At 62.3% G+C, this 23,241-nt stretch carries 22 protein-coding genes and 1 riboswitch; of the genes, 8 read left to right on the top strand and 14 right to left on the bottom strand.

Features of this window, described 5'->3' with window-relative positions:
* Positions 1-11: 11 nt before the first annotated feature.
* Positions 12-626 (bottom strand): DUF6656 family protein, encoded by a 615-nt coding sequence (locus tag EPK99_RS16175; RefSeq protein ID WP_128444098.1) that lies wholly within the window; start codon positions 624-626, stop codon positions 12-14.
* 158 nt (positions 627-784) lie between these two features.
* Positions 785-1,007, top strand: a riboswitch (cobalamin riboswitch).
* Positions 1,008-1,099: 92 nt separating this feature from the next.
* Between EPK99_RS16175 and EPK99_RS16180 the strand changes: the two genes are divergently transcribed.
* From EPK99_RS16180 to EPK99_RS16190, 3 genes are all read left to right on the top strand, one after another.
* Positions 1,100-2,344 (top strand): aromatic ring-hydroxylating oxygenase subunit alpha, encoded by a 1,245-nt coding sequence (locus EPK99_RS16180; protein WP_128444099.1) that lies wholly within the window; start codon positions 1,100-1,102, stop codon positions 2,342-2,344.
* A 96-nt stretch (positions 2,345-2,440) separates the two neighbouring features.
* Positions 2,441-2,866, top strand: coding sequence for a BA14K family protein (locus EPK99_RS16185; RefSeq protein WP_128444100.1), 426 nt, complete (start codon positions 2,441-2,443; stop codon positions 2,864-2,866).
* Positions 2,867-3,040: 174 nt separating this feature from the next.
* Complete coding sequence (locus tag EPK99_RS16190; RefSeq protein ID WP_128444101.1) at positions 3,041-3,598, top strand: BA14K family protein; 558 nt, start codon at positions 3,041-3,043, stop codon at positions 3,596-3,598.
* A 64-nt stretch (positions 3,599-3,662) separates the two neighbouring features.
* On the opposite strand, the gene EPK99_RS16195 is transcribed toward EPK99_RS16190, so the two are convergent.
* Positions 3,663-4,676 carry a transporter gene (locus EPK99_RS16195; RefSeq protein ID WP_128444102.1) on the bottom strand — a complete coding sequence of 338 codons (1,014 nt, stop codon included), beginning with the start codon at positions 4,674-4,676 and terminating at the stop codon, positions 3,663-3,665.
* Positions 4,677-4,842: 166 nt separating this feature from the next.
* On the opposite strand from EPK99_RS16195, the gene EPK99_RS16200 reads away from it, so the two are divergent.
* The 3 genes from EPK99_RS16200 (at position 4,843) to EPK99_RS16210 (ending at position 7,795) form a co-directional block, all read left to right on the top strand.
* Entirely contained in the window at positions 4,843-6,645 is a 1,803-nt protein-coding gene (locus EPK99_RS16200) for an acyl-CoA dehydrogenase (protein ID WP_128444103.1), read from the top strand.
* Positions 6,646-6,656: 11 nt separating this feature from the next.
* Positions 6,657-7,415 (top strand): crotonase/enoyl-CoA hydratase family protein, encoded by a 759-nt coding sequence (locus tag EPK99_RS16205; RefSeq protein WP_128444104.1) that lies wholly within the window; start codon positions 6,657-6,659, stop codon positions 7,413-7,415.
* 80 nt (positions 7,416-7,495) lie between these two features.
* Positions 7,496-7,795, top strand: coding sequence for a hypothetical protein (locus EPK99_RS16210; RefSeq protein WP_128444105.1), 300 nt, complete (start codon positions 7,496-7,498; stop codon positions 7,793-7,795).
* A gap of 15 nt (positions 7,796-7,810) precedes the next feature.
* Here EPK99_RS16210 and EPK99_RS16215 read toward each other — a convergent pair whose 3' ends face one another.
* The 7 genes from EPK99_RS16215 to EPK99_RS16245 all read right to left on the bottom strand — a co-directional run bounded on the left by EPK99_RS16215 (position 7,811) and on the right by EPK99_RS16245 (position 14,011).
* Positions 7,811-9,055 carry a class I SAM-dependent RNA methyltransferase gene (locus EPK99_RS16215; RefSeq protein WP_128444106.1) on the bottom strand — a complete coding sequence of 415 codons (1,245 nt, stop codon included), beginning with the start codon at positions 9,053-9,055 and terminating at the stop codon, positions 7,811-7,813.
* Complete coding sequence (locus EPK99_RS16220) at positions 9,052-9,807, bottom strand: TlyA family RNA methyltransferase (RefSeq protein ID WP_128444107.1); 756 nt, start codon at positions 9,805-9,807, stop codon at positions 9,052-9,054. The genes EPK99_RS16215 and EPK99_RS16220 overlap by 4 nt, the downstream gene beginning before the upstream one ends.
* A gap of 73 nt (positions 9,808-9,880) precedes the next feature.
* Positions 9,881-11,800, bottom strand: coding sequence for a 1-deoxy-D-xylulose-5-phosphate synthase (dxs, locus tag EPK99_RS16225; RefSeq protein WP_128444108.1), 1,920 nt, complete (start codon positions 11,798-11,800; stop codon positions 9,881-9,883).
* Between the two features lie 269 nt (positions 11,801-12,069).
* Complete coding sequence (locus EPK99_RS16230) at positions 12,070-12,465, bottom strand: HepT-like ribonuclease domain-containing protein (protein ID WP_245582440.1); 396 nt, start codon at positions 12,463-12,465, stop codon at positions 12,070-12,072.
* Positions 12,422-12,733, bottom strand: coding sequence for a nucleotidyltransferase family protein (locus EPK99_RS16235; protein WP_128444109.1), 312 nt, complete (start codon positions 12,731-12,733; stop codon positions 12,422-12,424). Before EPK99_RS16235 ends, EPK99_RS16230 begins: the two co-directional genes overlap by 44 nt.
* Before the next feature lie 75 nt (positions 12,734-12,808).
* On the bottom strand, positions 12,809-13,075 hold the full coding sequence (locus EPK99_RS16240) for an exodeoxyribonuclease VII small subunit (protein WP_128444110.1): 267 nt from the start codon (positions 13,073-13,075) through the stop codon (positions 12,809-12,811).
* 3 nt (positions 13,076-13,078) lie between these two features.
* Positions 13,079-14,011, bottom strand: a complete 933-nt coding sequence (locus EPK99_RS16245; protein WP_128444111.1) for a histone deacetylase family protein — start codon at positions 14,009-14,011, stop codon at positions 13,079-13,081.
* Positions 14,012-14,158: 147 nt separating this feature from the next.
* Between EPK99_RS16245 and EPK99_RS16250 the strand changes: the two genes are divergently transcribed.
* The gene (locus EPK99_RS16250; RefSeq protein ID WP_128444112.1) at positions 14,159-14,554 is read left to right on the top strand and encodes an acyl-CoA thioesterase; all 396 of its coding nucleotides are present in this window, start codon (positions 14,159-14,161) and stop codon (positions 14,552-14,554) included.
* 2 nt (positions 14,555-14,556) lie between these two features.
* Here EPK99_RS16250 and EPK99_RS16255 read toward each other — a convergent pair whose 3' ends face one another.
* Genes EPK99_RS16255 through EPK99_RS16265 form a run of 3 tightly spaced genes read right to left on the bottom strand, consistent with a single transcriptional unit; the run spans position 14,557 to position 16,432 of the window.
* On the bottom strand, positions 14,557-15,120 hold the full coding sequence (locus EPK99_RS16255; protein WP_128444113.1) for a biotin transporter BioY: 564 nt from the start codon (positions 15,118-15,120) through the stop codon (positions 14,557-14,559).
* 29 nt (positions 15,121-15,149) lie between these two features.
* Positions 15,150-15,755, bottom strand: a complete 606-nt coding sequence (locus EPK99_RS16260) for an energy-coupling factor transporter transmembrane component T family protein (RefSeq protein WP_128444114.1) — start codon at positions 15,753-15,755, stop codon at positions 15,150-15,152.
* Entirely contained in the window at positions 15,752-16,432 is a 681-nt protein-coding gene (locus tag EPK99_RS16265; protein ID WP_128444115.1) for an energy-coupling factor ABC transporter ATP-binding protein, read from the bottom strand. The genes EPK99_RS16260 and EPK99_RS16265 overlap by 4 nt, the downstream gene beginning before the upstream one ends.
* A gap of 108 nt (positions 16,433-16,540) precedes the next feature.
* Here EPK99_RS16265 and EPK99_RS16270 point away from each other — a divergent pair, with 108 nt between their 5' ends.
* Positions 16,541-17,734, top strand: a complete 1,194-nt coding sequence (locus EPK99_RS16270; protein ID WP_128444116.1) for a winged helix-turn-helix domain-containing protein — start codon at positions 16,541-16,543, stop codon at positions 17,732-17,734.
* Between the two features lie 9 nt (positions 17,735-17,743).
* Here the strand turns inward: EPK99_RS16270 and glgB are convergent, their stop codons facing one another.
* Both glgB and treS read right to left on the bottom strand, forming a co-directional pair.
* Positions 17,744-19,951, bottom strand: coding sequence for a 1,4-alpha-glucan branching protein GlgB (glgB, locus tag EPK99_RS16275; protein WP_128444117.1), 2,208 nt, complete (start codon positions 19,949-19,951; stop codon positions 17,744-17,746).
* A complete protein-coding gene (gene treS, locus EPK99_RS16280) occupies positions 19,948-23,229 on the bottom strand; it encodes a maltose alpha-D-glucosyltransferase (RefSeq protein WP_128444255.1) in 3,282 nt (1,093 codons plus the stop codon). Before treS ends, glgB begins: the two co-directional genes overlap by 4 nt.
* Positions 23,230-23,241 lie beyond the last annotated feature (12 nt).

Genomic DNA, 23,241 nt, shown 5'->3' on the forward strand with positions numbered 1-23,241 from the left:
CGCACCGGTCTTCAAAGCGATTTGATGATTTCTCGAATGGTCTGGTCGGGCGCGCCCAGCATCAGCACGTTCTTCATCGCCTGTTTGGGATCGCTTGTCTTGAACAGCAGACCGTTCTTGCGGATGCGCCGCGAAATCTGCAGCGGCTGCCCCGGTTCGCCTTCGAGCGCCACGGCGAAATACATGCGGGCATAACTGGAATTGATGCGCTCGAAGAACAGATCGTCCTCGCCGATGTCGGAGAAGAAGTTCGCGATGTAGAAGGACCAGCTCAGCTTGGCATGCGGTGCGAAGGCCGTTTTGGCCGCCGTGACATGGCAATAGCCGAGGTGAGGACTGCCTTCTAGCGTCCGGTGAAAGAGGATTTTCGGGAACTGAATGGCGCGGTGGAAGCCGTTGATCTTGGTGTAGGTCATATCCCCGGCGGCTTCGAGCATTTCGCCTGTGCGCTGGGCAACCTCGTCATAGGTGAGATAGCGGCGTTCGTCCGAATTCCAGATCGGCTTTGCGCGGGTAATCCGGCCGGTGCGCAAAAATTCCGAATGCGCCGGAGCCTTGCTTGGCGGCACTGCCGGCGGCGACTGTTGCCTGGCATCGTAGTAGCGGAGCTTACCCGTCGTCGGCATGACCTACTCCATGGATGACGGCATTTTAACGCGCAGGCCTTAACAAGCGGTTTCTTGCGGTTGCGCTAAAGCATCAGTCGCGTAACGAGCATGTCGCCGTCGTCAATGCGGTCGCCGATGTCGCAATGTTGCCTATGCGACAGGAAGGGCCGATGCTTATATCGAAACAAGCTCAAGGTGCCGCCTCGCTAGGGAAGGCGGAGAATTGGGAAGCCGGCAGGCCTAACGGCCCATCCGGCGCTGCCCCCGCAACGGTGGTGGAGTGCGAAAGCATGGCGGAAAGCCACTGGGTAGAGCCGGAACGGCCGCCTGGGAAGGTGCCATGTCGTCCGTCAAGGACAGCTCCTGAGCCCGGAAACCAGCCTTGGACGACATAACGACCGATCGCGGCGGGCGTTCGGAGCTTGTGGTGACGGCCTTGTGCCGCAACGCATCTCCATGTCCTTCGCTGCAGGCTTTGACGAGGAAGGCATATGGATATTCATAATCAGGTTCTGCGGCAGCTGAGAAACCGCCGTGACGGTTTCAGTCTCGAACAACCGTTTTACATCGACCAGGACTATTACCAGCTCGACCTCGAGATGATCTGGTATCGCGACTGGCTGTTCATCGGCCATGACTGCGAGGTGGCCAAACCCGGCAACTATGTCACGCTCCAGATCGGCGACTATCCGGTCCTCGTCATCCGCGGCCGTGACGGCGAGATCCGCGCCTTCCACAATACCTGCCGCCACCGCGGACACCGGGTCTGCACCAAGGATACCGGCTCGGCCGTGCGGCTGGTCTGTCCCTACCATCAGTGGACCTATCAGCATGACGGCTCGCTGATGTCCGCCCGCCATATGGGCGAGAATTTCGACAAGAGCCAGTACGGCCTGAAGCCCGTGCATTGCCGCAGCGTTGCCGGCTACATCTTTATCTGCCTGGCTCAGGAGGCACCGGATTTCGCGCCGGTGCACGCCATGCTCGAGCCTTACATGGTGCCGCATCGCCTTTCCGAGGCCAAGGTCGCTCACCAGAACACCATCATCGAGAAGGGCAACTGGAAGCTCGTCTGGGAAAACAACCGCGAGTGCTACCACTGCGCCGGCAATCATCCGGAGCTCTGCCGCACATTCCCGGAAGCTCCGACCGCGACCGGCGTCCAGGGTGCCGCCGACGATCCGGTGATTGCCGAGCATTGGGCACGTTGCGAAAGCGCCGGCCTGCCGAGCGAATTCGTTATGTCGACCGATGGCCAGTATCGCGTTGCACGCATGCCGCTGATCGAGGGTGCCGAAAGCTACACGATGACCGGCAAACGCGCCGTTGGTCGGGCACTATCCGATGACGTGAAAATTTCCCATATCGGCACCATGCTGCTCTTCCACTACCCCAGTACTTGGAACCACCTTCTCGGCGATCACGCGATATCCTTCCGCGTCACGCCGATCGGCCCCGAGGAAACTGCCGTCACGACCAAATGGCTGGTCCATAAGGACGCGGTGGAAGGTGTGGACTACACGATCGAGGAACTGACCCATGTTTGGGACATGACCAATGATCAGGACCGTCAGATCGTCGAGGAAAATGCCTTTGGCATCCGCTCGCCGGCCTATGAGCCCGGCCCTTATTCGCAGGCGCATGAAGGCGGCGTCATGCAGTTCGTGGAATGGTATTCCAACTTCATGATCAATCGCCTGCAGGGCGACCAGGCAAAGCTCTCCGTCGTCGCCTGAGCTTGCGTCACTCGGCCCTGGGACTTTCGTCCCAGGAACTAACCATGGTGTTTCCCGTTAGCCGTTATCGATAAAAAGAAAACGGGAAACACTCACATGACCTCTTTACGCCTCCGCCTGACCACGGTTGCTGCCGGCCTCGCCGTCACGCTTACGAGCTTGCTGCCGGCACAGGCCGCCATGCCGGTTATCGCCGCTCCTCAGGTCTCTTCCGACCAGGGCGTCACCGATGTGCAGTACCGCCGCCCTCAGGAGCGCCGTGGCTGGTATAATGGTCATCGCGGTTACCGCGACCGCCGCCCGGGCTATCGCCAGCACAATGGCATGTGGTTTCCGCTGGCGGCCTTCGGCGCTGGTGCGCTGATCGGCGGAGCTGTCGCAGCCGACCGCGACCGCGGCAGCAATTACGGCAGCCGTCACTATGCCTGGTGCGAAAACCAGTACCGGACCTACCGCGCTTCGGACAACACCTTCGTCGCCAGCGGCGGCGTGCGTCGATCCTGCGTCTCGCCTTTCCGTTGAGATCAGGCGGAAATGCAAAGGGTGCCCGGCCAACGGGCGCCCTTTCTCGTTAATGGCCAGTTCAGGAAGACGATCCTAGGTTGACCATAGTTTGCGACGGGTGTGGCTTGGCTTTTACGTGCTGTCCTCGCCTTAGCAAATCTAAGCTGTGTTCATGGGGATGGAGATCTCAACATGTCGCTAATGTTCAAGAAACTTGCTCTTGCCGCCGCCTCTGTCGCCGTCATACTCGGCACAATGGCGCCCGCGCAGGCCATGCCGTTGCTGGCCGCCCCCGTCATTGATGCTGCGTCGTCTGATGTCACTAATGTCCAGTATTACCGCGATTACGGCCCCGGTCCCGGCTACTATGGCCCACGCCGGGGCTATTACGGCCCCCGTCCTGGCTATTACGGAGCCCGCCCGGGCTTCTATGGTCCGCGCCCAAATTATTACGCCAGGCCGGGCTATTACAGCGGCTATCAGGGTTACCGCCAGCACCGGCCGGGTTATCGCTTCCATCAAGGCTACTGGTTCCCGCTGGCGGCCTTCGGGGCAGGGGCGATCATCGGCGGCGCCATCGCGGCACCTCGCTATGTCGAGCCGGCACCGGCGCCGGTTTATCGCTCGACCGGCATCAACCCGCGCCACGCGGAATGGTGCTCGAACCGGTATCGCTCCTATGATGCCTATTCCAACACCTTCCAGCCCTATAACGGGCCGCGCCAGAGCTGCGTCTCGCCCTATTATTGAGACCGAGATCATATGATGAGACGGCCCCCTGCATGAACGGGTGGCCGTCTGTCGTTTGATTGCCTCAGAAGATTCCTGTCCGCCGCAGCAACCACCATGCCACCGCCACGGAAAGCACCATGAAGCCAAGTGCATAGGCTGTACCGTGCGCGGTATGGGCAAACGGCAGGGCCTCCGTGTTCATCCCGAAAAATCCGGTCACCAGAGACGGCGGCAGAAGAAACGCCGTCATGATCGACAGGATGTAAAGGTGACGGTTCGTCTCGGACGAAAGCTTGGAATCGATTTCCTCGTGCAGCAACCGCGCCCGCTCCTGCAGCGCGTAGACATCGTGATCGACGGCTTCCAGCCGGCTTATCAGCCGCCCGGCGACATCCTCGAAGCCGGCCGGCATCTCGTCGTCATCAGCGGCGGCAGCGCGCCGCATCAGCGTCAGAACGGTGCGAAGATGCCGGTGCAGCCGCACCACGGTCCGCCGCACGGGCGCCAGCCTTCGCCGCTCGTCTCGCGGCGCGTTGTCGTAGACATAGTCCTCGATCAGGTTCAGCTCTTCGGTAAACTCCATCACCAGCGTGATCATCGTACGCTGGAACTCGGCAACCAGCGTCTCGAAGAGATCGACCGGACGCCGGTAGCGACCGCCATTCTTCTCCACGGCCGAGCGCACCCGATCCACCGACCGGAGCGGCTGCAGCCGCGTGGTGATGATGATGCTTTCCGAGACGAAGAAGTGCAGCCAGCCGATGTCGCGGGTGTCGTGGTCGAAATCCCGCTGGAAATCCACAAGCGTGCCGTAGATCGATTGTTCGTCCAGCGTCAGTGCGGCATGGGTATCGTGCGTCGTCAGAGCCACGATGACCTCCGGCGGAAGCTCCGGCAGGCTCTCCAGAAAATTCGCCACCCGCATATCGGCGAGATTGAGGTGGAGCCAAAGGAAGCCGTCCTCCACTTCCAGATCGGAAAGCGATGGTTCCGCTGGAAGGGCTACACAATTTGCTGGCCCTCGCTGGAAGCGATAGGCCCAGACGAGGCCCGGTATGGCGGGCGTAAGGGGCGGTGCGGCGGAAGAATCGGGCATGATGGATTACTCCTTATGCCCGTAATGTAACTGGAGTTCGACAGGATGGGCGAGAGCTTTTGCTGCGCGCATCAGCACGCCGTTGACAATCCCGTTTACGTTTACGTAAAAAGCGTGAGAGGATCGGTTTTGGCGGGTGAACTTCTCGCCGCTTGGGAGGAGCATCATGTATCGCGCACCTTTGGAAGACATTGCTTTCACGTTGAAACATGTGGCCGGTCTGGAAGCCGCACTGGAAATCGGCAGGTTCGGCGATCTTTCGGACGATCTGGTCGATGCCATTCTGGAAGAGGCAGGGCGCTTCGCAAGCAATGAAATGGCACCGCTCGGCGAGATCGGCGACAGACAAGGCGCGCGACTGGCGGATGGAAAGGTCACGACGCCGGACGGTTGGCCGGAACTTTATCGCAATTGGCGCGAGGGCGGCTGGAACGGGCTGACCGCACCGGAGGCCTTCGGCGGCCAGAACCTGCCCCATATGTTGAACGTCGCGGCGCTGGAAATGTGGAACTCGGCCTCCATGGCCTTTGCACTGGCGCCGACGCTGACCATGGGTGCGATCGAGGCATTGGCTTCTCACGGCAGCGATGCGCTCAAGGCGACCTACCTGGCCAAAATGGTGTCCGGCGAGTGGACCGGCACGATGAACCTGACCGAGCCGCATGCGGGCTCCGATCTCGGCGTATTGAAGAGCCGGGCCGAACGGGCCGGCGACGGCACCTACCGCATATTCGGCCAGAAGATATACATCACCTGGGGCGAGCATGACGCGGCTGATAATATCATCCACCTTGTTCTGGCGCGGCTTCCCGATGCCCCGGCCGGAACCCGCGGCATTTCGCTTTTTCTGGTTCCGAAGTTTCTGGTCAACGAAGACGGATCGCTCGGGCCTCGCAATGACGTGTTCTGCCACTCGATCGAGCATAAATTGGGCATCCACGGCTCGCCCACCTGCACGATGATCTATGGCGACGGGCGCTTCGACCCAGCGGGCAGCGGGCAGAAAGGTGCCGTCGGCTATCTTGTGGGAGAGGAGAACAAGGGCCTCGCCTGCATGTTCACCATGATGAACAATGCCCGCCTGGCCGTCGGCATGCAAGGCGTCGCCGTGGCCGAGGCTGCGACCCAGAAGGCGGTTGCCTTCGCCAGGGAGCGAACGCAAGGGAAGGCACCAGCCTGGGCGGGGGCGGAAAAGCGCGATGGCATGAGCCCGATCATCGAGCATCCTGACGTCTTGCGCATGCTGATGACCATGAAGGCGCTGACGCAAGGCTCCCGCGCCATCTGCTATGCCTGCGCCCATGCCATCGATATGTCCCACCATACGGAAGGCGACGAGGCCCGCAAGTGGGCAGAGCGCGCAGCGCTGCTGACCCCTGTCGCCAAATCCTTCGCGACCGATGCCGGCGTCGATGTCGCCTCGCTCGGCATTCAGGTCCATGGCGGCATGGGCTTCATCGAGGAAACGGGTGCCGCCCGCTATCTGCGGGATGCCCGTATCGCCCCGATCTACGAGGGCACCAACGGTATCCAGGCGATCGACCTCGTCATGCGCAAGCTGCCTTTGTCTTCGGGCGGCGAGGTCGCGGGCTTCCTGAGCGAATTGCGCGAGATCGCCGAACGGGTGGCGACCTCCGATGCGGCATTGGGCGAAACAGCCGAGCGCCTGCGCAAGGCGATTGCCGATCTGGAACAGGCGACGACCTGGCTGCTGGAGGCGCAGACAGGAGGCCGCGTTGCCGAGGCTCTGGCGGGCGCAACGCCCTATCAGCGTCTGTTCGGACTGGTACTGACCGGCGCCTATCTGGCGAAAGGCGCGGTCGCCGACGTGGGTGACGGAGGAGAGGCGAAACGCATTGCTCTCTGCCGGTTTGCGGCGGAAAACCTGCTGGCGGAAACCGCAGCGCTGAAGGACCGCGTCATCTCGGGCGCCGCCAGCCTTCTGGCCGCCCACGCCGTGCTGAGCTGAAGGAGATCATCGTGAGCGACAGCCATATCCTGATCGAACGGCCTGAAGAACACAGAGGGGTCCTCGTCCTCCGCTTCAACCGGCCCGAAAAGAAGAATGCCATTACCTCCGACATGTATCACCGGATGACGGCTGCGTTAGGAGAGGCCAACCGGGACGACACGATCCGCGCCGTCGTCTTCCTCGGAACCGAAGGCTGTTTCACCGCCGGCAACGACATGGTCGATTTCCTGGCCTATGCGATGTCTGGCTCCGACGAGGTGCCGGCTGCCGCAGGCTTCATCAAGGCCTTGGCGCTGGCCGAAAAGCCGCTGGTCTCCGGCGTCGACGGTCTGGCGATCGGCATCGGCACAACCCTCAACCTGCATTGCGACTTGACGGTTGCATCGAGCCGCAGCACCTTCAGGACGCCTTTCGTGGATCTGGCGCTGGTGCCCGAAGCGGCATCCAGCCTGCTCGTGCCAAGGATCATGGGCCATCAGCGCGCCTTTGCCATGCTGGTGGCAGGCGAGGGATTTTCGGCGGAAGCAGCCCTTCAGGCGGGTCTGATCTGGAAGGTTGTCGCCCCGGAAGCCGTGGAAGCGGAGACGCTGGCGCTTGCCGCCGGCCTTGCGGCCAAACCGCCCCAGGCGCTGAAGATCGCCCGCAACCTGGTCCGAGGTCCGCGCAATGAGGTTCTGGTGCGGATGAACGAAGAAATTACCCATTTCTCGCTGCAGCTCAAAAGTGCGGAAGCGCGGACGGCCTTCGAGGCCTTTATGCGCCGTTAACCGCAGGAAGAAGGACTAAGGACAAGGCTTCCTTCGCGCACCGAGCAGGATTAGATGATCGCAAACGAGGAGGATCACCCATGCGCACCATCCTGTCCGGCCTGACCCTGCTGACGCTGTCCTGTTCCACGGCCTTGGCCGCGGGTCTTTCCGGCCCGTCCGCCGATGTCTCGATCAGCCTCATCCAATACCAGGGCAATACGATCACCCGGTCGGATGAGCGTCCGGTCAGACCGCAGCGCTATGTCTGCGTCGTGCCGCCCCGGCAGAGCGATAACCGCAACAGCCCCTATGTGTGCCGAGCCCAGTCGGGCCGGGTGGGCGGCGCCTGCCGTTGCGAAAACGTGGTGGGAACCGGTCGTCTGGATCTGACCAACTGATACGAAGCAGCGGCTCTATTTCTCCAGAAGCGCAACGGCTTCCACATGGGCCGACCAGAGAAACTGGTCGATCGGCACGACGGTCTTGATCCTGTAGCCGCCATCGACGAGAATCCGCAGATCTCGCGCCAGCGTGGCCGGGTTGCAGCTGACGGCTGCGACGGACTTGATCGCCGAACGTGCCAGTTCCTTGGCGAGCGTATCCGCACCCGCCCGCGGCGGATCGAACACCAGCCCATCATAGAGCTTCAGCTCGGATGCCATCATCGGCCGGCGGAAGAGATCGCGCTTTTCCACGGTTACGGGCTTCAGCCCCTGCGTATTGCGCGCCGCGTGGTCCAGCGACTTCACCGATTTGTCGTCGCCTTCGACCGCATGCACCTTGGCCTTGCGGGCAAGCCGCAGCGCAAACGTGCCCGATCCGGCAAAAAGGTCGATCACGCGCTTGGATTTGGCGAGATGCGAGAGCACCAGATTGGACATGGCCTCTTCGGCCGGCACGGTCGCCTGCACGAAAGCGCCGGGCGGAGGCGAGACTTTGGTGCCGCCGAAGTCGATAAGCGGTCGTTGCTGCTCGATCACCACTTCACTGTTGACCGAAAGCCGGGCGATGCCGCGCAGTGAAAGAACCGTCTCGGTCGCCGCGCGCCGTTGCTTGTCGTTGAGCGGCTTCAGGCCTTCGGCTGCGATGTCGAGGCCGGACAGGGTTTCGAGCACGGCGAGCCGGAACACATCCGAACCCTGAGCCAGCGCCCGGCCGACGGCGCGGATCGTGTCGAGGCGGTCCACGATGCCCGCCGAGGTGATGGGACATTCCTCGACCGAAAAGAGATGATTGCTTTCCGCGCGGTTGTAGCCGAGCAGGAAGCCCTTGTCCGTCTGGCGTACGGAAAACACCACGCGGCGGCGTTCGCCGGGCCGTGCGATGAACAGCGGTGCGACCTCCGGCTCCAGCCCGCGGGACTTCAGCGCCTCGATAACCAGGTTGCGCTTGAAGGCGTGGTAGGGCTCGTCCGCCAGATGCTGCAGCACGCAACCGCCGCACAGGTCGCCTTCGTAGCCGAAATGCTTGCACGGCGGCGTGACGCGGTCCGACGACAGGTTGGAGGTCGACATGACCGTGCCGTGGTCGCCGTTGCGCGCAATAGCGATCGTCTCGCCGGGCAGCGCATAGGGCACATAGACTGGAACGTTGTCCGCATGCGCAATGCCATGCCCTTGGGCGCCGAGCTTTTCGATAGTGACCGAGACCGTGCTCATTGCGGCTTGTGTCCCGCCAGCAGGAATTCCTCATTGCCATCTCCGCCGGCAATCGGGGAAGGGATCATCCCGAGGCTCGTCCAGCCCATGTCCTCGGTCAGCCAGCGTTCCAGCTCGGCTGCCACGGCAGGTGCCGTCTCCGGGTCCTTGAGGAGACCGGCCTTGCTGATGGCGTCGCGGCCCGCCTCGAACTGCGGCTTGACCAGCAGCACGCAATGGGCGCCGGGTTCCGCAAGATCCAGTGCCGGCGCAAGAGCCAGCTTCAGCGAAATGAACGACACATCCGAAACGAGAAAGGTGATTTCCCGATCGTCGTAATCCTCCGCGGTCAGATAGCGGGCATTGAGCCCTTCGATGTTCGTGACTTTCGGGTTCTCGACGAGTCGCGGATGCAGCTGGTCATGCCCGACATCGATTGCCGTCACATGCGCGGCACTGCGCTTCAGCAGAACTTCCGTGAAGCCGCCGGTGGAGGCGCCGATATCGAGACAGTCGTGCCCCGCCGGATCGAGCTTGAAATGATCGAGCGCTGCGGCAAGCTTCAGCGCTGCGCGAGACACATAATCCTGCGCCGGATCGTCAATGGTGATCGTGGCATCGAGAGGAAAAGTGAGGCTCGGCTTGGTGACGACGCGGCCGTTGACGGTCACGGTGCCGCGAGAAATCGCATCGCGCGCTCGCGCACGGCTCGCAACGAGATCGAGCGACACCAGAAGCTGGTCGAGACGCTGGCTGGGAGAGGGTGTGGACATGGCCCAGTCAATGGCGTTCTTTCGCCGGCCGTGCAAGCTTTTTGTCCTTCACAGGATCTCACCGCGGCGGTCATCAGCCTGCAACGCCGACACCGATATGGGGGTTGCCGAGTGCACCGAACACGGCCGCGACAATGCCGGCGCGGTCGAGTCCGGCCTTGGCATACATGGCGTCCGGGCTCGCTTGCTCCATCCAGACATCCGGCAGCACCAGAGGGCGAACCTTCAATCCCTGATCCAGCAGGCCTTCGAGCGCCAGGAACTGCAGGACATGGCTGGCGAACCCGCCGACCGCGCCTTCCTCGATGGTGATCAGCACTTCGTGGTGGCGGGCAAGCTGCCGGACGAGGTCGTGGTCAAGAGGCTTGGCGAAACGAGCATCCGCGACTGTGGTCGAAAGCCCGGCAGCTTCGAGATCTTCGGCTGCCAGCAGACACTCTTTCAGGCGCGTGCCGAAGGACAGGAGCGCCACCTTGCTGCCCTGCTTCATGACCCGGCCCTTGCCGATCTCGAGAATGCGCCCGCGTTCGGGAAGCTCGATTCCCACGCCTTCGCCGCGCGGGTAGCGGAAGGAGATCGGGCCATCGTCGTAAGCCGCTGCGGTGCGCACCATGTGCTTCAGTTCCGCCTCGTCGGCGGCCGCCATCACCACCATGCCGGGAAGCGTGGCAAGGAAGGTCGTGTCGAAGGAACCGGCATGGGTCGGACCATCGGCGCCGACGAAACCGGCCCGGTCGATGGGGAAACGCACAGGCAGTTTCTGGATGGCGACGTCATGCACGACCTGATCGTACCCACGTTGAAGAAAGGTGGAATAGAGGGCGCAGAAGGGCCTGTAGCCTTCGGCGGCAAGGCCCGCCGCGAAGGTCACCGCATGCTGTTCCGCGATCCCGACGTCGAAGGTGCGCGACGGGAAGATCTCCGACATCTTGTCGAGCCCCGTGCCGTTGGGCATCGCGGCAGTGACGGCGACGATCTTGTCGTCTATCGTCGCTTCCTGCACCAGCGCATCGCCGAACACGCTCGTATAGCTCGGCGCATTCGGCTTGGCTTTCGCCTGTGCACCGGTCACCACGTCGAACTTGTTGACGCCGTGATACTTGTCGGCAGCCGCCTCGGCCGGCGGATAGCCTTTGCCCTTCTGCGTCACCACATGGATCAGCACCGGGCCGCGCGCATTGTCGCGCACGTTTCGGAGAACCGGCAGAAGATGCTCGAACGAATGCCCGTCGATGGGGCCGATATGGTAAAAGCCCATTTCCTCGAACATGGTGCCGCCGGTGACGTAACCGCGCGCATGTTCGACGGCGCGGGTAATGGCGCGGTCGATCGACTTGCCGAGATAGCCGGTGAGCTTCTTGCCCATTTCGCGGAAGCCCATATAGGTGCGGCCCGAGGCAAGGCGCGCCAGATAAGCGCTCATCGCGCCGGTCGGCGGCGCAATCGACATGTCGTTGTCGTTGAGGATGACGATCAGCCGGGCGTCGAGCGCGCCGGCATTGTTCAGCGCTTCATAGGCCATGCCGGCCGACATGGCGCCATCGCCGATCACCGCGATGACATTGCGCTTCGACCCTGACAGGTCAGCCGCGACGGCCATGCCGAGGCCGGCCGATATTGACGTCGAGGAATGGGCGGCGCCGAAGGGGTCGTACTCGCTCTCGGCGCGGCGGGTGAAGCCGGAAAGCCCGTTTTCCTGTCGGAGCGTGCGGATGCGGTCGCGGCGGCCGGTCAGGATCTTGTGCGGATAGCACTGGTGGCCGACATCGAAGATCAGTCTGTCGTCCGGCGTGTTGAAAACCTTGTGGATGGAGATCGTCAACTCGACGACACCGAGACCCGCGCCGAGATGGCCTCCGGTCTTGGAGACCGCATCGATCATCTCGTCGCGCAATTCGCGTGCAAGCTGCGGCAGTTCGCGGTCGTCAATCTGGCGAATGTCCGAAGGAAGCGCGACCTGGTCGAGCAGCGGCGTCGCGGGGAGAGATGTCACGGAAGCTAGGCCTTCTCTTTTTCTCGGCTAAAGCGCCTCTTCTCACAAATGAGAAGGATGCAGGCTTTTTCAAGTTTTATGAGGCAAGGTTTCTAATCGATTTTAGCCGGTGGGCAAGGGGTACGAACTCTTGCGTGTCCCCCGGTACGAGGCTTGAACGATCGCTTGATGTCGCCTGCCCTCGGGAAGTCAGGTTCTCGAACGCATATGCGGCAAGGGCATCGCCGTCGCCGGTCTTGGTTCGCAGAAGAAGGACATCGGCTTTTTCGCTAAAGCATTTCCTGATCGTCCGGATACTGCGCCAGAAATGTTTCAAGGTCTGCCAGAAGCGGAGGAAGCCGATCGTTGCGGATGATCCAGATGACAGAGTCCATAACGCCGCTGTAATCATGGCGAAGAACATTGCCGAGATGCCGCATTGCAAGCCAATCATGGTTGGGGAACAATTCCTCAGCCAACGTATCGAGCTTCACGGCCGCTTCCGAAACACGAGCCAAGCATCGCTCCGTTGCATCGCATACGAGCCGATTGCTTATATACCCTTCGAAATCCAGATCCTTGGTGTAATCCAGAACCGAAGTTCCGTTCTCAACAATGTCGCGCAACCGGGTCAGAGGGCGCTTAGAAGGCAACTTTGCGGTCCCTTTCAATCGACTTTCGAACACTCTCTTTCAGAATCGGCTCGGCGACCACGTCAACCTTTGGGAAGCCCGTAATTTCCGTTACACGCTCTTGGAGAATTGCGAGCGCACTGAAATATCCGAAGCCGGACTGGATCACCGGTTCCGCGAATTTGACCAGAACATCGAGATCCGATTCCGCCGTCGCTTCCCCTCTGGCAACCGAGCCGAATATGGATACGTGCTCCGCGCCGGCGGCGCGCAACTCGTTCTCGTGCTCCCTCAGTTTGGCAATGACCAGATCCTTGTCCATATCGCCAATGTAATCGACCTGGGGCTTCTGGTCGAGAGCCCGATCCCGATACGGCGACCGAAGGCCCCGCGCCCCTTACTCGGCGTCGAGCGGCTCGACGCCTGTCGGGTTTCCGGAACGGTCGAGGCGGATCTTCTCGATGCGGTTTTCCGCTGCGGTCAGAAGCTTCTCGCAGTGCTTCTTGAGGGCTTCGCCGCGCTCGTAGATGGCGATGGATTCATCCAGCGCCACGTCGCCGCGCTCCAGGCGCTGGACGATGCTTTCCAGCTCCGCCACCGCCTTTTCGAAGGAATAGCCGCTCACATCGGCCCCGGTCTGGGTCGTCGTCGTGCTATCGGTCATTCCTCACCCTTTCATCAGTCTGCAGATGTGCAGGCCGGCCGATTCCGCCAGCCCTTCAAGATCATAGCCGCCCTCGAGCAGGCTGACGACCCGGTTATTGGCATATTTCCCCGCAATTTCCATCACCCGCCCCGTCGCCCAGTCGAAGTCGTTGCCGACCAGATTGATCTGCGCCAGCGGATCGCGGTGGTGCGCGTCGAAGCCGGCCGAGATGATGATGAAGTCCGGGCGGAAATTTTCGAGTGCCGGCAGCACGCGTGACCGGAAGGCCTCGTGGAAGTGCTCGCTGCCGGTGTCGGGCGAGAGAGGAGCGTTGACGATGTTATTCTTCGTACCCGTCTCGTCCCTGGCCCCGGTGCCCGGATAGAGCGGCATCTGGTGCGTCGATGCAAACAGCACGGACGGATCGTTCCAGAAGATGTCCTGGGTGCCGTTGCCGTGATGCACGTCCCAATCAACGATTGCCACGCGCTCGACGCCGTAGGTCTGCTGCGCATGCCGGGCGGCAATGGCGGCGTTGTTGAACAGGCAGAAACCCATCGCCTTGTTGCGTTCCGCATGATGCCCCGGCGGGCGGCTGGCCACGAAGGCATTGTCGAACTTGCCTGAAATGACGTCGTCCACCGCGGCAAGCGCGCCGCCGATACCCGTCAGTGCCGCCTGAAAACTCTTCGGGCTCACATAGGTGTCCGCCTCGATCTGCCGGATCGTATCCTCTTCCGGAATCGCGCGCATGACGGCGCGCAGATGCTCTTCCGGATGCGCCAGCAGGACGGCGTCCTCGTTGGCCTGGGGCGCCGGCTTGCGGTCGAGCTTGTCGAAATTCGGGTGCTGGAGCGCAATCGCCAGCGACCGTAACCTGTCCGCCCGCTCGGGGTGGCCCGGCGGCGTGTTGTGCTCGAGGAAAATCTCGTGTTCGTAAAGGCGCGTGGTCATGAGGCGGCCTCGTGGGAATAGATCCGGAACGGATCCGGTGGGACATGGCGCAGACGTCAGCGTTTTTCAAGCTGCATCCGATTGGTCCTAACGGTTGTTTCGGCGGATGGACTAAGCTTAAATGAGGGCGGCGAGCCGGAGGTGACAGTGGCCAAAGAGTCCAGCAAAGTTCAGGAATTCCGGGTGCCGTTCCGTGATGTGGACATGAACGGCGAGATGTTCCGCGCGGCATATGTGGTTCGCGCCGAGGAGGCCGTGACCGAGTTCTGGCGCCGCCGCAAGGCCAAGGACGATCCCTTCTTCAATGTTGCAAAGGTCAGTTGCACATTTCATGCGCCGCTGAAACTTGCCGACCTAGTCCAGGCACATGTCGCCGTCAGCAAGATCGGCGGGAAGTCGGCCGGCTTCATCGTTCACATGACACGAGATGGCGAGGCGGTGGCGGAAGCGGAATTGGTGTGGATCGCCTGTGACGCAAAGACCCGAGACCCAATCGCGCTTCCGGAAGACCTGCGCGACTGGCTCTACCAGTTTCTCGATTAGTCCTAGGCCCGCTGCGGCAGCAGCGGATAGCCGACCATGACGGCGCGCCCGGCAAGGGCTGCGACCAAGGCCTTCAGCGCATCGCCGGGAATGAAGGCGAGCGAGCCGAGAAAGGCTTTCACAAAACCCATTCCGGTTACCAGCGCCAGATAGGTGACGCCGAAGGCGTACAGGACGACCACGCCGCCGAGCAATGCGGAAATGAAGAACCCGGTGCCTTGAACCAGGCCCGGCTGTTCCCGCTTCACCAGCTTCTCGCTGAGGAAGCCCGTGACGAAGGCGGCTGCCACCCAGCCGATCAGGTAGCCGGTCGTCGGCGCTGCAAACACCCCGAGCCCGCCGCGTCCGCCGGACAGCACCGGCAGGCCAATGGCGGCCAGCAGCAGCACCAGCAGCACGGCAATCGTGCCGCGCTTGGCGCCCAGCACGACACCGGCCAGCATCACGCCGAGCGACTGCGCCGTGATCGGCACGGATATGAAGCCCAGCATGATCGGCGGCAGAAGCCCGAGCACGACGATGATGGCTGCAAAAAGGGCGGCCAGAACGAGATCGCGGGTAAGCATGATGCGACTTTCTTGAGGTTGATAGACGGCTATTTGTGCCCGCGCAGCCCGCGGGCGTCAATCGCCGAAGCGATTTCGTCCGCATTGCGAAGCGTCAGGATGATCATGGGCACCGCGAGCGTCAGGATCCGTGGCCGCAGCCCCCGTGCGTGGTGCGCATCGCGGATCGCCTGATAGCGGGCCAGCACTTCCGGCACGAAGCGGATGACCAAGCCCACGGCAAGCCCGATATCGCTTGCCTTCACCAGTCCGATACGTTCCAGCGGCGTGGCAAGCCGCGTCACCTCATCCATGAACTCGGCGATACCGGTCGTCGCCGTAACGGTGGCTGCAAGCAGCATCAGGCTGGTCAGCCGCAGCACGAAAACGGCAGCCTGTGTCGCGCTGTCCACCACGAGCGTAAACAGCCCGACGACGATGATTGTCAGCAGCACCGGCCGCAGCCTTGCCCAAGCATCCTTCGGCGGCAGGCGCAGCAGGAGATAGAGGAGGGCGCTGGCCAGGCACAAGAGCCCGAGCACTGGCGTGGACTGAACGGCAAACAGCACCACGCTTGTCGCCGCAAGGCATAGCAGCTTCACCCGCGACGACATCCGGTGCAGGAATGTGTTGCCCTCGACATAGAGCGTCTTCATCGCACTGCGGTCCCGCGGTAATGTTGAATCACTTCACCGGGCGCGCCGTCTGCCACAATCCGTCCCTCGTGGAACAGCAAGACCCGGTCGAAATCCGCCACAAGGTCGAGATCGTGGCTAACGACGATCACGTTCTCGTCCAGGCTGCCGATCGTGCCTGCCACCAGATGACGGTTCCGGAGATCCAGCTGGTTGGTCGGCTCGTCCATGATGAGGATGGCCGGCTCCGTCACCAGCACGGAAGCGAGTGCCGCCAGTTGCAGCTCGCCGCCCGATAGTTCGTGCGAGCGGCGCTCGGCCAGATGCCCGATGCCGAAGCGCGACAGGATATGATCGACCGCCGCCGTGACCTCCTGTTTCGGCAGCTTTCGACCTTGCAGCCCGAGAGCGATATCCTCGCGCAGGATCGGCAGGATGATCTGGTTCTGCGGGTTCTGGAAGATGAAGCCAGTCTGCCCGCGAGCCCGCTCGGCTTCCTTTACCGTGTCGTAGCCGTTGATCGAAACCGAACCCGATGCCGGCTTCACCAGCCCGTTGATCATCCGCGCGAACGTCGTCTTGCCGGAGCCGTTGAGGCCGATTACGCCAATCCGGCGCTCGGTCAGCGAAAGCGTCAGCGGGTGAAGAACCGTTCGCCCCTCGTAACGCGCCTCTGCCTGTTCGAACCGGATATCCAAGCCTGTCCCCTCGGTGTCTGGCCGTCTATAGACCGGATGATGGACAAGGGGAATGCAGAACTGAAGGTGAACATTGCAACCGTCGCCCGGGCAGCCTAGTCTCCTCTCATGACGATTCTCATTCCGAACGAGCAAGCGCGAAAGATCTTCATCGAACGGCAGCAGCTCTCGCAGCCGCCGGGCCGCATATTGACCAAGTCCGGCCTGCTGCAGCTGATCGACGACCTCGGCTTCGTGCAGGTGGACAGCATCGCTACCGTCGAACGCGCCCATCACATGATCCTGTTTTCGCGCAGCCAGACCTACCGGCGCGAACACCTGACGGCGCTCATCGAAAAGGACCGTGAGCTTTTCGAGCACTGGACGCATGACGCCTCCATCATTCCGGCCCGCTTCTTCCGCTACTGGAAACACCGGTTTCGCCGCCGCGAACCCATCATTGCCGAACGCTGGAGGAAGTGGCACGGCGAGGATTTCGACGCCGCCTTCGAGGAGACCTTCCGGCATATCGCGGAAAACGGCGCGATCATGTCCCGCGATATGAAGGCGGAGGATCACAAATCCGGCGGCTGGTGGAACTGGCATCCGAACAAGACGGCGCTCGAATATTTCTGGCATACCGGCAAGCTGTCGATCGCCGGTCGCGTGAATTTCCAGAAGATCTACGATCTGACCGAGCGGGTCATTCCCCCGGTTCATTTCGAGCCTGAGGTGACCGAAGTAGAGTTTATCGACTGGGCCTGCCGCAACGCGCTGACCCGGCTGGGCTTTGCGACCTCGGGCGAGATCGCCGCCTTCTGGGATATCATCACCCCGGATGAAGCGAGGAACTGGGTAAAATCCCATCGCGACGAACTGATGGAGGTGCTGATCGGCACGGCCGACGGCAGCCGGCCGCGACCTTCCTTTGCCTTTCAGGGCTTCCCGGACACTCTGGGCGACATGGCCGAGCCGCCAGCCCGGATAAGGGTTCTCAGCCCCTTCGATCCGCTGCTGCGCAACCGGGATCGCGCCGAGCGCCTGTTCGACTTCTTCTACCGTATCGAGGTTTTCGTGCCCGAGCCGAAGCGGCAATACGGTTATTACGTGTTTCCGCTGATGGAAGGCGACAGGATGATCGGCCGCATCGACATGAAGGCGGACCGCAAGACAGGCACGCTCGACGTCAAGCGGCTATGGCTGGAGAAGGGCGTCCGCCCCTCCGCCGGCCGTCTGGAGCGCCTCGAAGCCGAGCTGAGCCGGCTTGCAAAATTCGCCGGCGTCGAGGCGGTTGTTTATCAGGACGGCTGGCGCGAGCCGTGAGAGTGCCCGTCAGCCCCGCCAGCGCAGGAAGACGGTGGCGAGCGGCGGCAGCATGAGCGAGATCGAGAACGGCTTGCCGTGCGAAGGCTGCGGCTCGGCCCAGGCTTCGGTCTGGCCGAAATTGGACCCGCCATAGATCTCCGCATCCGTGTTCAGCACCACCTCCCAGCGGCCTTCGTTTGGCACGCCGATCCGGTAGTTCTCGCGCGGCACGGGTGTCATGCTGGACACGACAAGCATGCGGGACGACTGGTCCTGCGCGCTGCGCAGCATGCCGTAAACCGAGTTTTCCGCATCGTCCGCCACGGCCCATTCGAAACCTTCCGGATGCAGGTCGCCGAACTGCAATGCGGGCTCCTTCGCATAGAGCGCGTTGAGATCGCGGATCAGCCGCTGCATGCCCGCATGACCCGGCTGGTCGAGCAGGTCCCAGACGACGGAGCCGTCGTGGTTCCACTCGGTCTCCTGCGCCAGTTCACAGCCCATGAACAGCAGCTTCTTACCGGGATGCCCCCACATGAAGCCGAAATAGGCCCGAAGATTGGCGAGTTTCTGCCATGGGTCGCCCGGCATCTTGCCCAGCAGCGAACCCTTCCCATGCACCACTTCATCATGGGAAATGGGCAGCATGAAGCGTTCGGAATAGGCGTAGATCATCCCGAAAGTCATGCCGCCATACTGGTATTTGCGGTAGACCGGGTCGTCGGACATGTAATGCAGCGTGTCGTGCATCCAGCCCATGTTCCATTTGAAATCGAAGCCGAGGCCGCCTTCTTCCGGCGGTTTGGTGACGCCCGGCCATGCGGTCGATTCCTCCGCGACCGTGAAGGCATGCGGGCAGCGCTCGTGCACGATGCTGTTTAGGTGCTTGAAGAACTCAACCGATTCGAGGTTTTCGCGCCCGCCGTATTTGTTGGGAATCCATTCGCCGGCATTGCGGCTGTAATCGCGGTAGAGCATGGAGGCGACGGCATCCACGCGTAGCGCGTCGACGTGATAGTGCTCCAGCCATTCGAGCGCGCTGGCGATCAGGAAGCCCTTCACCTCGTTGCGGCCGAGATTGTAGATCAGCGTATTCCAGTCCTTGTGGAAACCTTCACGCGGGTCCGCATGCTCGTAGAGAGGCGTACCATCGAACTTTGCCAGCCCCCAGACATCGGTCGGGAAATGCGCAGGCACCCAGTCGAGGATCACGCCAATACCTGCCTGGTGGCAACGGTCGATAAAATAGGCAAAATCCTCCGGCGTGCCGTAGCGGCCCGTCGGCGCAAACAGGCCGAGCGGCTGATAGCCCCAGGACCCGCCGAAGGGATGCTCCATGATCGGCAGCATCTCGATATGGGTAAAACCGAGGCTCTTGACGTAGGGAACCAGCCGCTGGGAAAGCTCCACCCAGTCGAGCGACCTGTTGCCTTCCTCCGGGATGCGGACCCAGGAGCCGAGATGGACCTCGTAGACCGATATGGCAGTCTCGCCGCTGCGCACTTGGCGCTGGCTGCGCATCCACTCCTCGTCATTCCAGCGGAAGGGCTTGGACGAGGCGACGATGGAAGCGGTTGACGGCGCGGCCTCGCTGGCGCGGGCTACCGGATCCGCCTTTTGCGGCAGGAGATTGCCGTTGCCGTCGATGATCTCGAACTTGTAGCGCTCGCCATGGGTCAGGCGCGGCAGGAACAATTCCCATATGCCTGCCTGCGGCCTCAGTCGCATCGGGTGGCGCCGTCCGTCCCAGGCGTTGAAGTCGCCGACGACGGAAACGCGGCGGGCATTCGGTGCCCAGACGGCGAAGCGGACTCCAGATATGCCGTCCACCTCCATCGGGATTGCGCCCAGTGTGCGGCCAAGATCGTAATGGGTTCCCTGTCCGATCAGGTGCAGGTCGAGGTCCCCCAGCAGCGGGCCGAAGGAATAGGGGTCCTCCATCTCCTGCACGGCATCCGGCCAGGTGATCCGGTAGAAATAGGGGCCCGTGCTTCCCGTCACGCCGGCAAAAAGCCCGCCTTCGTGGATGGGCTCCAGCTCGGCCAGCAGACGACCCGTGTCAGCCTCCACCACCTGCACGCCAAGCGCGCCAGGCAGCAGCGCCCGCACCACGACGAGATCGCCATATTGGTGCCGGCCCAGAATGGAGAAGGGATCGCCATGGCGACTGTCCACCAAGGCTTGCAGCCCCTCCTGGACGGTGCCGATCATCAGGTCCGAACGCTCGTATCTCATGCAACAGTCTCCAGAAGGCGTGATGCGATGGCCGAGAAGCCGGCAAGCGGAAGCGGAAGCCAGTGCGGACGGCTGCGAACCTCGTAGGCGATTTCGTAAGCAGCCTTCTCCAGCAGGAAGAGATCCAGCACGCGGCTACGCTCTTCTTCGGGAATGCGAAGTTCGTCCGATACAGCCGTCGCCTCGAAATAGGCTTCAAGGAAGGCGGGCTCGGCCATGGTGCTGAAGCGGGCCACCAGTTCGTCATGTCGCGTGTCAGCCACTTCGCTCACCAGTTCCCGGTCGAGATCGGCCGAAGCGGCAAGATAGCTCAGCGAACGCAGGAGCCCCGCGACGTCCCGCAACGGGTTCGTCTTGGCGCGGCGTTCCGTCAGGTCGCGGGCCGGCTCGCCCTCGAAGTCGATGATATAGGCATCGCTTTCGGCCACCAGGATCTGGCCCAGGTGGAAATCGCCATGGTTGCGGGTCATCAGCGTGCCTTCGGCCGCGTTGGCGAAGCGGGAGGTGAGCTTAAGGAGTTCGTCCTGACGCTGCAGAAGGATGCGGGCCTCTGCCGCCGACTCCTCCTTCAACTCGCCCACCATGCGTTCCAGCATGGCAAGACTGACCGAAATCTGGCCGCGAACCGCCTCGCTCCACGAACGGGCATCGTCCGCCGTGGCCCGCACAGGCTTGAAGTCCTCGTTCTCGGTCGGCTGCGCCAGCGCCACATGCAGCTCGCCGAGCCGCTTGCCGATCGTGGCGACGAAGTTGATCAGCGGCTTGAAGTGCTCATCCGCAGCTTCGCCCTCCAGGCTGTTGCCGATGATGTCGTCCATGGCACGGCGCAGGCTGCTGAGCATCCATGTCCAGGCATCGCCCTGGTTGCGGATGGCTTTCTGGACGATGATCATCGTGTAGCGGTTGCCGTCCGGCGAGGTTCTTACGACTTCGCCCAGCAGCTGGGCCGTATTCTGGTAGCCGACCTCGGTCAGGTAGCGGGTCATCTCCACTTCCGGATGGATGCCCGGGAAGATGTGGCGGATGAGCTTGACCATCGCCAGGTCGCCGAGGATCAGCGAACTGTTGGATTGTTCGGCGGAAAGCCATTTGACCGGCAGGTCATCCGTGATTGCCATGCCGTCGAGCTGGTCGGCGCCGATATATTCCAGCGTACCGGCGCGGCCGGAGATGACCGAGCGTTCGCTGAGGCCGCGAAGGACGCCGCGTGCCAGGCTTTCGAGAGCGAACCCGTCGGTCAGATAGCCGACGCGGCGGCCCTGCCGGATACGGGCAAGCGCCAGCTGCTGGGCAAGCGCTGTCGGCTGCGTCTCGTCCCATGCCACGGCAAGTGGCAGGAGATAAGTGTCCGTGCGGCCGCTGATGTCCACCTCCAGCTCGGCAAGCAGGATGTTGTGGGCAAAGGCGACCGGCGTGGTGGCGGTGATCCGTGCGGCGCTGACGATGGCGCCCTTGGAGCCGAACCAGCGGCGCTTGGCGAGATAGGCCGGCAGGATTTCGTTGGACAGCGTTGCGGCAAGCCGGGGCTCGTCTGCCACTTCCTGCAGATCGCGGCGGATCACCATGGTGACCATATCCTGCAACTGCTCAGGTGGCGCCGTGCGCCATGCGGGCCCTTCGCTATCGGCGGAAAGATGGAACCAGAAGAAGCCGTAGGGCGCCAGCGTCAGAAGATAGGTCAGCTGGCCGATCGGCGGGAAAGGAGACATGCCGGTAAGCTCGATCGGAATCCGTCCTTCGAACTGCGCGAGATCCAGTTCCACGGCCTGCGGCAGGCGCGAAAGATTGGCGACGCAGAGGATGGTCTCCCCCTCATACTCGCGGATATAGGCGAGCATCTTGCGGTTACCGGGGGTCAGGAACCGCAGCGTGCCGCGACCGAACGCGCTGTGCTTGTTGCGCAGCGCCAGCATGCGCCGCGTCCAGTTGAGCATCGAATGGGCATCCGCACTCTGCGCCTCGACGTTCACCGCTTCGTAGCCGTAGAGCGGGTCCATGACCGGAGGCAGCACGAGGCGCGCCGGGTCCGCCTTGGAGAAGCCGCCATTGCGGTCGGGAGACCATTGCATCGGCGTGCGAACGCCGTCGCGGTCGCCGAGATAGATGTTGTCGCCCATGCCGATCTCGTCGCCGTAATAAATGACCGGCGTGCCGGGCATGGAGAGCAGCAGCGCATTCATCAGCTCGATACGGCGGCGGTCGCGCTCCATCAGCGGCGCCAGCCGGCGGCGGATGCCGAGATTGATGCGTGCGCGGCGGTCGGCCGCATAGATATTCCAGAGGTAGTCGCGCTCTTCGTCGGTCACCATTTCAAGCGTCAACTCATCGTGGTTACGCAGGAAGATGGCCCACTGGCAGTTCTCGGGGATTTCGGGCGTCTGACGCATGATGTCGGTGATCGGGAAGCGGTCTTCCTTGGCGATCGCCATGTACATGCGCGGCATCAGCGGGAAGTGGAACGCCATGTTGCACTCGTCGCCATCGCCGAAATATTCGCGCGTATCTTCCGGCCACTGATTGGCTTCCGCCAGCAGCATCTTGCCCGGATGGCTTTCATCCAGCGCCGCACGGATCTTCTTGAGGATGTCGTGCGTCTCGGAGAGGTTCTCGTTATTGGTGCCCTCGCGCTCGATCAGGTATGGGATGGCGTCGAGGCGGAACCCGTCAATGCCGGTATCGGCCCAGAAGCGCATCACCTCAAGCAATTCCTCCAGCACCTGCGGATTGTCGAAGTTGAGGTCCGGCTGGTGGGAATAGAAACGGTGCCAGTAATAGGAGCCGGCCACCGGGTCCCAGGTCCAGTTGGACTTTTCCGTATCGAGGAAGATGATGCGGGTCTCCGGGAATTTCTGGTCCGTATCCGACCAGACGTAGAAATCCCGCTCCGGCGATCCGGCAGGCGCATTTCGGGCACGCTGGAACCAGGGGTGTTGATCCGACGTGTGGTTGATCACGAGTTCGATGATGACGCGGATGCTGCGCGCATGCGCAGCCTCTACAAAGGCGCGGAACTCGTCGATCGTGCCGTAATCTGGGCTGACATTACCATAGTCGGCAATGTCGTAGCCATCGTCGCGGCGCGGCGAGGGAAAGAACGGCAGGAGCCAGATCGCGTTCGCGCCGAGCGAGGCGATGTGGTCCAGCTTCTCGTGAAGCCCCTTGAAGTCGCCGATACCGTCACCATTGCCGTCGAAGAACGACTTGATATGCAGCTGGTAGATGACGGCGTCCTTGTACCAGAGCGGATCGTTCTCCTTCGCTTCTGCGTTATTTTCCATCTGGCTGTGGCC

It is taken from the genome of Neorhizobium lilium (assembly GCF_004053875.1).
GTDB lineage: Bacteria > Pseudomonadota > Alphaproteobacteria > Rhizobiales > Rhizobiaceae > Neorhizobium > Neorhizobium lilii.